The 14540-nt window shown below is 37.7% G+C and carries 1 protein-coding gene; it reads right to left on the reverse strand.

The window, feature by feature from the left end; translation table 11 throughout:
* Window positions 1-47 precede the first annotated feature (47 nt).
* Window positions 48-14390 (reverse strand): DUF5776 domain-containing protein, encoded by a 14343-nt coding sequence (locus tag D7I45_RS05795; RefSeq protein ID WP_120784767.1) that lies wholly within the window; start codon window positions 14388-14390, stop codon window positions 48-50.
* Between the last annotated feature and the right edge of the window lie 150 nt (window positions 14391-14540).

Raw genomic sequence — 14540 nt, forward strand, 5'->3', positions numbered from 1 at the left:
AGAAAAAGACATACACAAATGTGTATGTCTTTTTAGATTATATTAATCTATTTTCTTCCAAATTTAACGTAAGTCTTGTTGGAAGTTACATATTCGCCATGTCCAATGTATAGACGAGTTAAGCCATGATACTTAACGACTTTTCTAATCTTGAAGGCTTGGCCACGAGTAATTCTTCTTACTGCGTTACCTCTACCAAACTTCTTAGAAACATGGACTAGCACACCAGCAGGTTTAATTACATGGAATGTCTTGAAGTTGTGCTTGTAGTAAGCGTTTCTTACATAATTCCAATTTGCAGTTACCACACGACCACTCTTTAGAACATATCTAGGAGTACCATGCTTGGTGAATTTAACACCCACTACATGGAATACGGTTGAGTTGTAACGCTTAGTGTAAGTAAACTTCTTAATTCTAGTCTTACGAGCATATCTAACCTTGTTGTGAGTAAAGATAGTTCTGATGTTGTAAATGTATCTTGGCATGTGACGTTTAAAGGTACGTTTGTACATCTTGACATATGAGCGTACATAAGCAACTGAATGACGAGATTTTAGGCCTCTAATCATGTAATGACCAGATTTAGCACGCTTGTAAGCGGCTTTTCTACCTAATTTTTCTTGACGTTTAGTTTCTGCCTTCAATGCTTGCTTGTATGCATATACGTACATACGGTTCTTACCAATTAGGTCAGTAGGTGCAAACTTCTTATGCTTTCTAGCATTACGTTTTGCGGCAGCTAGACCTAATTCATAACCACGGTAGCCATAACCAAATGCAGAATCTTTAGTAGCAACAATGCCACGAGCTTCACGTTTCTTAGTAGTTTTAGCAAGTTTAATACCAGCCAACCCATCTAAGGCAATTTGGTAATTTTGTTTGTAGTATGAACTCTTATTATCAGCAGAACGACCATTCAAACCATCGAAGAATCCATCGCTAGCTTGCTTGTATTGTTCATCATAAGCTTTAGATACAGCAGGATCAGTAAAGTTAGGCTTAGTCTTGTAATCTATGAAGTCTAAAGGTGCAGTAGTATCGGTTGGAATACTTGCTTTACCCTTATCATATCCATGCTTAAATGCTAATTGATAGTAAACATCTTGTGAGTTAGGATTATCAGATTTATCACCATATCCATTACCAAATCCATTTAGAATAGCAGCGTATACATCACGGTAAGCTAATGAATCTAATCCATTTGGAACCACAATATCATTCATGTCAGATGGAACTTTCTTATTAGCTTTAGCATCTGCGATTGCATTGTTCATAGCAGTTTCAGCTGTCTTTAAACCTAATTGATAATTAGTATCAGTGTTTCCAGTATTTGGATGACCAGCAGATACATCTTTTAGAGCTTGCATGAATTGTGAAGCCTTGTCACGTCCTGCTTGTGCAGAAACTGAGTTAGCAGTATTGGATGAATCAGTCACACCCTTAAGGGCATCTTGATAAGCTTCTTTAGCATCATTGTAAGCAAGTGTTTGTGCTTGTTGTGCAGCACCCTTTTTACCAGCAGTTTTATCTGATTCATTGGATAATGCATTATCTACACCTGATTTAGCTTGCTTCAAACCATCTAAGTAAGCTTTCTTGAAGGCATCACGGTAAGCAACTGACTTCTTAGCTAGATTCTTGGCAATGTAGTTGTCAATATCATTTGGTTTGATGCTTCCATCCTTAGCAGCCTTATTGTAACCATCTACAGTACCATTGAATGCAGCATTTCCATTAACATCAGTCGCAGCAGAAGGAGCATTGCTTACAGAAGCATCGCTCATAGCCTTTTGCTCACCATTAACAGCATCCTTAGTAGCAGCTAATCCAGCCTTGTATGATGGATCATTTACAAGTCCCTTGTTAGCATCACTAGTATTGCCGTTGTTCTTAATGACATCATCGTGAGCCTTTTGTGCACGTAATGCAGCTTGGTAAGCTACTTGACCTAATGCAGAATTATTACCTTCAACAGATGGAATATCATTAATATTCATACCATTTTCATATGCTTTAACCCCAGCTTTGGCAGCATTATCAATATCAGTTAATGCTTTACCATAGAAGGTATTGTAAGTATCGGCATTATCATCACTGATACCTGCCTTAGCATGATCTTTCTTAGCCATACCATTGTTTGCTTCGTAATCATTAATAGCATTTTGAGCAGCTTGGTAAGCTACGGAACCTTTATCGGTACCTTGATACTTCTTATCATTTTTATCTGCATGTTTGCCTTGTAGAGCATCAGTATATGCATTTTGAGCAGCATCTCTAGCATGTTCATAAACGGCTTTAGCAGCATAGTTATTTCCATAACTACCACCATTATCTTGGTTTCCATTAGCATCTTTAGAACCAGCAGTTGCAGCAGACTTAGCATATGCAAGAGCATTCTTGTATGCAGCTGCATAAACAGCACCCTTAGCATTCAATGCTTCCTCAGTCATTGGTGCAGTTGCGTTTTCAACAGCTTTATATGCATCTCTGGTTGCATGGTAAACATTATCTGCATCAGTTTGTGGATTATCAGAAGCAGGATACTTGCTGTCATTATTACCTTGACTAGCGTTTGCATCACTTGCTTGAGCATCCTTTAATGCTTGTTGAGCATTTGCTAATCCAGCATTGTAATCACGGTCAGCAGCAGTAGTTGCGTTGGCCTTAGCAGTAGCTCCATCAGTAGAGTTATTACCATTATTGTCAAATAGTGCTTCAGCACCCTTAGAAGCATTTTGCTTAGCTTCAGCTAAAGCCTTTTGGTAAGCAGCATGTTTGATTTGTGCGATTGGATCATTACTACCATCTGGATAACTAGCACTAGTATCTGTACCATTTGCAACATCATTAAAGGCAGCTTTAGCAGCTTCACGAGCAGCATCTCCAACTGTAGAACCTGTAGTAGAAGCCTTAGCATCAGTTGGGTTATCTTCAGCTTGCTTGTAAGCAGTTTGTGCAGCTTGGTAACCTTCATCATTTGCCTTAGCCTTAGCAGATTTATCACTTGATGGATCTAGATGTGATCCTTCTTTACCACCTGAAGCAAATGCTTTAGCACCATCTTCAGCAGCTTGTTGTACTTCTGCATGAACTTGGTTATAAGTGTCTTGGTAAATCTTGCCATAGGCTTTATTAGCATCAGGAGTAGCTTGGTTGGCAGTATTGCCTTTTGCTCCATCAGTTAATGCGTTTTGTGCAGCAGCTAATGCAGCTTTAGCGGCACCAGATACATCAGGATTTACATTAGAACCTGTAGTATCTGAATCACTAGGTGCATCAGCATTATCTTCAACAGCTTGACGAGCTTTAATTGCAGCTTGAGCTAGTTTGACACCTTCCATGTAGTTAGCATCTTTAGCACCTGTATCGTTACTGTGATCAACACTAGAATTTGCATCTTTAATAGCAGCATTGTAACCTGCTTGAGCTTTATTAAATCCATCATTATGAGCAGCTGATACTGCATCATCTTGACCATCTTTAGAACTCTTAGCAGAAGCATTGGCAAATTCAGCAACACCGGCTTTAGCAGCTGCACTAGCAACAGCATTAGCTTTGTCATAAGCAGCCTTAAATGCTGGACTTACATTGTTTAGATCTGTCTTATTTGCACCAACTTTACCATCAGCATAACCAGCTTTAGCACCAGCGTATGCTTGTGAAGCAATGTCAGCATTTGGAACAAACTTGCCATCACTGCCAGTGCTACCATATGAAGCATCCTTAGTTGAATCGTTCAACTTAGCACCTGCAATACCTTGAGCAGCTTTATTAGCTGCAGCATTATATGCAGCCTTTTCCTTAGCAGTAGTTGATGTATTGTCAGAATGACTGGCAAATTTAACATCTGCAGTTGTTGCAGTTCCACCATTTTCGGCAGTATCTTGAGCAGCTTTATCCGCAGCAGCTTTGTACTTGTCGTATGCTGCATCAAATGTATTATCGTATTGATCAGAAGGAGTAACACCTTGTGGAGTTGGGTAATGCCCATTTTCCTTTTCTGGTTTTCCAGTACCATTAATTGCAGCATCATATGCTTGTTGAGCAGCTTGGTATCCAGCAGCAGAAATTCCGCTTGGTTTTTGGCTACCGTCTGCAAATGCATTAGCACCATTACCAAAAGCATCTCCAGCAGATTCGATAGCTTTAGCAAATGCAGCTTGTCTCAATGGATCATTACTGTATTTGTTCTTAGCAGCAGTTTCTGCAGCATCCTTCAAATCATTGCCGGTCTTACCAGCATATTTATCTACATCGTTTTCATATTCTTGTTGACCTGCATCAGCAGCAGATTGGATGTTTTCGTATGCAGTCTTTTGAGCTTCTGTTAATCCTGCTTTACCAGCTTCTGGAGTACCATTTACGGCATCTTGTGCAGCAGCTTTAATTGCAACAGCATCAGCAACACCTTGTGCATATGCTGGGTTGTTAGCTTGCTTAGTAGCATCAATTGAGCTTGGATTTGCCAATCCATCATTCAAACCACTAAGCGCATCAGTTTTAGCCTGATCGTAAGCAGCATTATCAGCAGAATTACCAGGTTCATTAGTGCTACCATTACCAAAATCGGTTAGACCCTTATCAGATGCAGCAGTAGCAGCTTTGTATGCTTGTGTATAAGCCAATTTAGCAGCAGTAGAAGCGGTGTCGCTTGGCTTGTTTGCTTGATCATTATGATTAATTGCATCTTTATATGCGTTTGCAGCTGCATCATATGAATCATTCATATCATTTTTGTTATCTGGATTACTATAACCAGTAACATTTGACAAATTATTATGGTTAGGAGTAGTAGTACTAATGTTTTGGATATTCTTAGCAGCAGCAACAGCATTTTCAACGTTTTGTGCTTGTTGTTTAGCAATATCGTATACAGGAGAAATATCGTTAGGATTATTAGTATTAGAACCATTGTTTTGTCCATCTACTAACCCTTTCAATGCATCTTCATAAGCTTGTTGTTGTTTTGAATCATCATACTTCTTTGGAATACTATTCAAACTAATTTGACCGTTTGCATTGGCAAAGTCTTTAGCAGCAGCTTGGTAAGCATCAGCTACTTTATTACCAGCATCAATACCAGCTTGTTCATTAGCATTGTTAGTTGATGAAGGAGCCTTACCACTTACAGCTTCTGCAAATCCATTGTTAGTATCATGTTTAGCATCAGCATAAACCTTTTGTAATGCCTTATCAGTAGCATCAGATTTATCAGCAGTTTTATCTGATGACTTGGCTACAGCATTTTGTCCATTTTGTGCATACTTTTCAGCATCTTGTAATGCCTTTTGGTAAGCAGCCATGTAATCATTGGATTGATTATCACTAGGTTTTCCAATCTTACTCAAATCACCATGTGCATTTTCAACCGCTTTGATTGCATCAGCATAACCCTTGTATGCATCTGAAGCTTGTTTACCTTTACCTTGCACATCAGATGGAACACTATTTGAATCTGGAGTGTCTTGATTCTTGGCGGCATTGTAACCACTTGCATCTGCTTTTCCTTGTGCTTGTGCTTTTTGATATGCAGGTGAATTGTTAGTATTACCAGAATCGTTATTACCATTTAATCCATCAGCATAACCATCATTAGCATCTTTTACACCTTGTGCATATGCTTTTGTAGCAGAATCTGAACTATTCAAATCACCTTTTACAGAATCAGTAGTTGCTTTACCAGAAAGTGCAGCGTCAGCACCACGAGCAGCTTGTCCAGCTAATTTACCAGCATTGAATGCTTGGATATCGGCTGGGTCAGAGTTAGTTGCTGTAGCTTTTGAATCATCACTCTTACCAGCATTGTAACCAGCAACAGCTTCATTGTAAGCATTCATGTATGATTGCTTATCAGTAGCTGAAATGTTACTCAATCTTGGATCACTTAAATCTTTAATTTGAGTTGGAGCAGAGCCATTTGAGCCATTATTTGCACTGGCAATTGCTTGCTCAGCGTCTTTAGAACCTAAAGCTTGTGAGTTAGCAACCGCATATACAGGTGAATTATCTGCATTATCAGTGTTTCCTGACTTAGCATCATTCAATGCTTTCAATGCTTGTTGGTAAACTGGATCATTAGCATTGGATTTATCACTTGCTTTAGAAGCATCAGTAATTCCATTATCAAAGTCTTTAACAGCAGCTTCGTACTTAGCCTTGTCATTTTGACCAGCTTGTTGACCAGCTTTTTCGTTTCCGTTGCTATCAGATGTAGCAGCCTTGCCGGTTAATCCTTCAGCGTAACCCTTTTGAGCAGCTTGCTTAGCAGCATCATATACTGCAGCTTGTGCTGCATCACTTGGACGTTGATTATTATTAGTATCGTTTGGACTAGTAATTGCAGATTGACCAGCCTTATTAGCATCAACAGCATCACTTAATGCCTTTTGATATGCAGCTTTGTAATCAGATGTTTGATTACCAAATTCATTAGGACGGTCTGATTTTTGAGTATTTCCATTACCCTTCTTAACTGCAGCAATGGCAGCAGCGTAACCTTTATAAGCGTTAGTTGCTTGAGTATTATTCTTAATATCATCAGGAACACTATTTACGTCAGGATTTGATGATTTCTTAGCATCATCATAACCGGCTTTATCATTTTGTCCTTGTGCATATGCCTTTTGATATGCAGGTGAATTGTTAGTATTACCAGAATCAGTATTACCATTTAATCCATCGGCATAACCATTATTAGCGTTTGTAACACCTTGTGCGTATGCTTTCTTATCAGCATCATTGCTATTTAAGTCATTAGCCACATCATCGTTAGACTTAGTTCCGTTCAATGCATCATCAGCACCACGGGCTGTATCACCTGCTAATTTACCTGACTTGAATGCTTGTTGATCAGCTGGGTCAGAGTTAGTTGCAGTAGAACTTGAATCGTTCTTCTTACCAGCTTCATATCCTTTAATGGCATCGTTATAAGCATTCATGTATGATTGCTTGTCCTTAACGCCAGCAGGAACATTAGCTAGAGTCATATTTGCTGGATCTGAACCATTTAAATTGCTATTTGCAGTAGCAATAGCTTGTTCAGCAGCATTTTGTCCTTTAGCTTGTGAGTTAGCAACCGCATATACAGGTGACTTATCATCATCAGAACTTGGTTGTTTATTATCCTTAGCATCTTCTAGAGCCTTAAGTGCTTCTTTATATACATCATTGGAAGCATTTGTAGCATCTTTTGTAGATGCATTATCAGGAGTAATACCGTTTGCAAAATCGTCAACAGCAGCTTCATACATAGCTTTATCATTAGCACCAGCATTTACACCGGCACCTTCATTAACATCTTTAGAATCTTTAGCAGACTTTCCAGTTAATCCTTCAGCGTAACCTTGTTGTGCATCTTGCTTAGCAGCATCATATACAGCAGCCATTGCTGAATCACTTGGACGTTGAGAAGCATCAGAAGCTGATGGGTTAGCAATTGCATCTTGACCAGCCTTGTTTGCATCGATAGCGTCATCTAAGGCCTTTTGATATGCTGCCTTGTAATCTGAAGATTGACTATCAAAATTATCTGGACGTTGAGCTTTTTGAGCATTTCCATTAGCGCTCTTAACAGCAGCAACGGCAGCAGCGTAACCTTGGTAAGCATTAGCAGCTTGGGTATTATTCTTAATACCGTCAGGAATATTATTTGCATCTGGGGCACTTTGTCCTCTAGCTGCATCGTAACCTGCTTTATCATTTTGTCCTTGTGCATATGCCTTTTGGTAAGCGGCAGATTGTTTAGACAAATCTTGTGGTGACATTGAATTACTGTCATTTAATCCCTTGGCATATCCATCATTAGCATCTGTAACACCTTGTGCATATGCCTTCTTAGCAGGATCATCACTATTCAAATCATTAGCAACGTCTTCCTTAGATTTCTTACCATTCAATGCATCGTTAGCACCATGTGCCTTATCACCAGCATCTTTACCAGCGTTAAATGCTTGTTGATCAGCTGAATCATTGGAAGCAGATTTATCTGTATCAGTACCTGCTAAACCAGCTTTATAACCTGCAATAGCTTGATTATATGCATTTACATATGATTGCTTGTCTTTAACGTCAGCAGGGACTTGATCAATAGTCATATCTGATGGAGTTGAGCCATTAGTACCATTATTTGCATTAGCAATTGCTTGTTCAGCAGCATTAGCACCTTTGGCTTGTGAATTAGCAACCGCATATACAGGTGATTTATCATCATCTGAATTTGGTGTGTTGTTATTCTTAGCATCTTGTAATGCCTTAAGTGCTTCTTTATATACAGGATCTGCGGAATTCTTAGAATCTGTTGCTTGTGTTGGATCTGTTATACCCTTAGCAAAATCATTAACAGCAGCTTCATAAGCATCTCTATCTTTCTTACCTTGATCATTACCTGCTTTTTCGCTGGCATTTCCTGATTTTTGAGGATCATTACCAGTTAAACCTTCAGCATAACCTTGTTGAGCATCCTTAGCGGCAGCTTGGTAAACATTAGCTAGAGCTTTTTGAGTTGGTCCATTTGACTTAGTACTATCGTTTGCAGGAGTTGTTTGAGAAGCAATACCATCTGTAGCAGCTTTCTTAGCGTCATCTAATGCAGCATTATATGCATTAATATATGAAGCTGATTTTCCTGAATCAGTAGTCAAATAAGGTAAGTTAGAAACATCACCATTAGCTGCTTGAACTTTATCTATAGCATCAGTAGCACCTTGGTTTGCAGGATTATTATTATCCTTATTGTCATTTTCAGCATTTTGGAATGCTTGTGCATCATTAGAAGCTGCTTTAGCACCAGCAACATATGCTGCAGATGTATCGCTTGAATCTTTCTTTCCATGTAATGCATCTACATAACCCTTTTGAGCCTCTGTATAACCAGGATTGTAATTATTATCATTTGAATATTTATTAGTTTTACCATTAATAAAGTCTTCTGCACCAGAATGATTCAATGCATCATCTTTAACTTTACTAAATGCAGCTTTTCCAATTGGATCACTGTTACCAATTCCAACTGCAGTATCCGTAGCATTTGAACTTGGAGTGATATTTGTAGCATCATATGCCTTCATAGCTGCGTTATATGCTCTAGTGTAAACATCCGCATTTTTAGCATTTGATGTATTGGCACTTGGATTTTGCTTACCATCAGCTATATCTTGCTTAGCTTGTGCTAGAGCATTTTGAACATCATCATAAGCAGCTTTTTGAACTGAATCACTTGGGGCTGTAGAAGCATTTGCTCCATTTATTAGACTAGTAGCGTATTCATAACCTGCTCTCTGAGCTTTTTCAGTTGGTTTTAGATTGGTACCATCATTATCAATCGCTGCTTCGTAACCAGACTTAGCAGAGTTAAATGCTGCTTTTTGCTTGTCTGACAATCCATCTCCACCATTTGTAGCTTCTGGATTTTGAGCATTCTTAAATGCACCAATACCTTGACCGTAAGCAAAACCATCTTTGGTTACTTGATCAGCATTGGCATCAGGTTGAGCACTTGGGTCTTTAGTTTCACCGCTAGCCATGGCGTCATTAAAGTCCTTAACAGCATTCTTGTAATCATCAGATTGGTTAGTAGAGTTAGTAACACCATTTTCAGCATCTGCTTCACCTTTAGCAATATTGTATCCAAGTTGATATGCAGCTGATGTACCTGTAGCCGGTGTATCGGAACTGTTTGATTTAATAGCATCGGTAGCACCATTTTGGGCTGCTTGTTTAATGTAATTGTAAGCTATAGCATCTACACCTTTACCATTATTTGCTGTTGGTGTATTAGTAGTGACTCCATTCTTATAGTCATCTTGCGCACTTTGAGCCAATTTTTGAGCATTAGTTTGAGCAGCATTGTATGCATCTTGATATGCTAATGACTTGCCTGTCAAATCTGGTTTAGCTAACTTACCACTTGCAACAGCATAAGCATCCTTGGTTGCTTGTAAACCATCTTGTCCTGCTTTAGTAGCTTGGTCATCAGATTTAGCATCCGCATTGCTCATAGCTGCTTGAGCACCGGTTTGTTCATCAGTTTTAGCTTGTTGTCCAGCTTTATATGCTGCAGTGTTCTTTTCATCAGCAGTAGATTTATCTTGGTCAGTACCGTTGTTAAATCCATTTTTAACTGCATTATATGCTGCCTTGTATACAGGATCATTGCTATCTGTTGGGTTATTAGTACCATTTAAGGCAGCATTTTGTCCATCATCATACTTTTGCTTAATTGCATCAAATTGTTGATTGTAAAGAGCTTGTTCCAATGGGGATTTTTGATTCAATGGCGCTTTATTAGTATCTTGTTTACCATTTCCACTTTGAATATCCTGCATAATTTGTTTATATGCATTTTGTCCTGCTGAATATGCATCCGCATCCAATTTGTTTGGATTGTTAGTAGTACCACTAGCAGCGTCTGTCATAGCTTTTTGAGCATCAGAATATTGTTGTTGAACTTTATCATAAACTTCTTGTCCCACTTTATCATTATCATTAGGTCTATTTTGTTTATTGTTATTATTTGCTATATCATTTAATGCATTTTGGGCATTTGTGTATGCTTTAGCATAATTATTCTTATATGCACTATCATTATTGCTATCGTTTTGAACTTTTGTTGCAGCATTAGGATCACCATTAGCAATAGCATTTGCAGCATCACGACTTGCTAAATAGTCACCATATGCCTTCTTAATAGCTTGCATATATGCAGTTTGATTCCCAGAATTCTTAAATTCATCAGTACCCTGAATTTTATTAATTTGATCTGGAGTTAATTGATCAAAATCTGGTGCTTTAGAAATGTCATCTACACCTAATGTATGCAATAAATCAGGAGTCACTGCTTTTAGTCCAGCCATAACACTATCATAAGAAGAAGTATAATCTTTATTTCTTCCATAACGAGTAATATCTACGTTCTTAGTGCCATTTTGGAAATCTGTTAAAGCAGCTTGATAACCATCTTCAGAATCTTGGCCTTTACCTGAAGCGGTTTGCACATTAGCTCCAGAAGCGGTTTGAATACCACCGTTTCCGTCAGATTGATATCCTTCAATGGTCGATTGATAGTTACTACCACCGGAAGCATTATTACTTGGCATTGCAGTCATATTAACACCGTTAACACCATATCTTAAATAAACACCCACGGTTTGCACAGGATTGCTGGAAGTAGAATCAATAGTAAAATCAATTGGAATAATTGATTGACTAGGACTTGCCACATCATTATAAGTATTCTTATCAGCTGTAATTTCACCATTTGTTACAGTACCTGTTGTGCTACTAATGTTCTTATCATTCTTAATTGCAGCAGAAACATTAGTTAATGGATTCATTCCACCATCATGATAACCAGCCGGTCCAGTTGTTGAGTTACCATAAGCATCATATGAAGTACCAGTTACATTACCTGCAGCATATTGTATATATACTTTGTTATTTTTAGCATAATCAGCGTCGGAACCACCACTGTTTACGGCGTTATCGTATCCGGAAACTTTAGCATATCCCTTAACATGAATATAAGTATGACCATCATTAGTGGTTTCAGTAGTAGTTAAAGGACTAGAGAAATATACCGAAGGAATACTTTGAATATCTAATATTTGGGGACTCCCATTGCTCAATGAATTTGAATTATAACTTTGGTTTGTAATCGAATTTAGATTTTCATCTAAAGCATTAACTTGGTTACTACTATTTAGTGAATAATTGTAATAAATTTTTCCATTAACCTTACCAGTGTATGAATTAATAGTACCACTTGTTACAAAATTAGCTGGAGAATTTTGATTCCCTTTATCTATGATAACGTGACTATCACCAGAATCATTAACCGTCAAATTACCATCAATCATATAAGTACTAGATGTACCTGATCCATCCGGGATAGCTAAAATTAAATTACCACGGTTAGCTACATTCAATGTACCACCAGCAGTATAAATTAATCCTGAACCACCATAAGAACTAGTACCTAGTCCCGTAGCTTTTGCTTGAAGTACACCACCATTAGTAACTAAAACCTGTCCAGCAGCAATATATAATAGAGAATTATTAGCTGCATTATTATAATTAGCAGACTCTATATTAATACGTCCACCATCAACGGTAACTGACTTAGCATTAGCACCAGTTCCAGAAACGTAGATACCACCTCTACTTACACCACTAGCATTAACATCGGGAATAACATTTAAATTAGCATTTTTATTTACATTAAGAGAACCACCCATAATAGTAATTCCATAGGAGGCACTACCTTCTCCTCCAGTTCCTCTAGAAACAACAGTCATAGAAGAATCATCAGACAAAGTAACATTACCATTAGATACTTTTACAACTGCTGATCCGGTTTGATATCCAGAAGTACCAAAATAATGGGCTCCCTTGGATAGAACTAAGTTTGCAATATCCAAGTTTAATTGATCACCAGAACCAGCATTAGTTGCTTTAGCTTGCCATGGAGAAGTATAGTAACCATCACGTTGGCTTACATTAATGTCACCATCCATGAACACTTGGTTAGAAGTTGCACTCAATAATTGTGCACCGATATAGTTAATGTTTTTGAAGTAAACATTACCTGTACCTCCATTACCATTAAATCCTACTGGTCCATAGTAGTTAGCACCATAAATAGTCTTGAAGTTTTGTAAGTGAAGATTTTGATTACCAGTAGTACTATTAAAGGCATAGTTTTGGTTACCCCAGTCAGCAATATGGTTATTACCATCAATAGTTAAGTCATTAAAGTAATTGGTAATAGAATTATTACCTCCGTTACCGGTAGGATTATCGCTAAGAGAAATGTCATTGATAACATTAATAATATTCTTATGATTACCATCAAGTCGACTATTGGTAGTTCCACCACCACCAACTGTAGCACCACCGGTTAACAAATAATTTAATTGATGTCCGGTACTTACATAGTAAATGCCTTGTTGATCATTATTGTATACATCAGTGTAACCAGCTTTATAAGCAGCAGCTTGACTAGCATTTAATTTCAAATTACTAATAGTGCTATCACTAAATTGGGTTACACCTTTGTAACCACTACCATTACTATCATTATTAAATTGCGTATTTATAGCAGCTTGTGCCCCTAAATATGCTTGGTCATATAAATTATCTGAATTAGCTTGTGGTTTATAAATACTATCAGTTGTTGGATTAGTACCACTTGAATTATTTGTGATACCAGTCCATTTACCAGTTTCCGCATCTTTAATACCTTGTTGAATTAAAGTATGGTCATAACTGTATTTATATATTGCAGCTAAAGCATCAGAATATTCTCCATCAGATTCAAAGCTATTTTGTGAAGCCATATTTTCAACACTAGTTCCATTTAAACCAGTATTTGCATTATTATCATATTTATTACTAATATCATTTTCATATGAAATAGCAGTATCATGGGCAGTCTTAGGATCATCGGCCCCACCATTGTTGCTGTTATATGAATCATTACCTTGCGCAGTATATGCTTTTGCAGAATCAGCATTATAAATTGCGTTAGAACCATTTACATATCCAGAAGTTACGTTAGCACTGCTTGGAGTACCGGAAGCATAACTACTAGAATATGAAGAATTAGCAGTATTCTTGTAGTAGGTATAATCTTTATCGCCTGTACCGACATTTTGTGTTGCTTTGTTGTAATCATTTTCTGCTGATGATGCACCGGCATAAGCAGCTCTATAGTAATTAGAATCTAATTGATTATTTGCGTATGATCCTGAATTATCTGTTTTATATACAGCATCACTTACTGCGACATCAGCAATTGATTTAGCAGTTGTAGCGTATGATGAAGCAGCTGAATAATTTGAATCATTAGCTTCACTTGAACTAGCTGCACTAGCACCATTTAATGTGTTATTAAATGCATCAGAAGCTTTAGCATAAGCATCTGAATAATCACTTTGGTTAGCGGAACTTACACTAGAGTGTGCCGAGCTATTACCATTAACGTAGTCAGCAACACCTGCACTCATAGCAGAAGATTGTGCGGCAGCTGAAGCTTTTGCAGCAGATTCTGCGGATGCCTTTGAAGCAGCTTGTCTGTTTGCAGTAGCTTCGGAAGCAGATTCAGAAGAGGCATTTGATTGTGTGTTGCCTTCTGAACCGTTTGATCCATTTGATGATTGTGCTTGGTTGCTGCTAGATTGTTGACTATCACTACCATTACTATTTGTTTTAACTTTTTCGTTTTGTGTACCTTGTGTATCTGCAGCATGAGCTGATGTAGTATTCACCATTCCAAATGCAGAGGCACCTAAGAAAGCCAAAGTAGCAACGGATACTACTACCCATTGTTTTTTAACTTTCTTCATAATTTTTTTATCATTAACTTTATTAAATTGCTGTTTATTATATTGCAATTTTTCTCACTCCTTATGAATTACTTAAATACTAAAGTAACTATACAACATATATAATAATACTAAACTTATATCTATAAAAGAAAAGTGACTTACATGCCGGTGTTATAAGGAATTTCACCTATACGCCTTAGAAGCATCATCTTATAA

Origin of the sequence: Apilactobacillus bombintestini, assembly GCF_003627035.1 — a bacterium.
GTDB classification, from domain to species: Bacteria; Bacillota; Bacilli; order Lactobacillales; family Lactobacillaceae; genus Apilactobacillus; species Apilactobacillus bombintestini.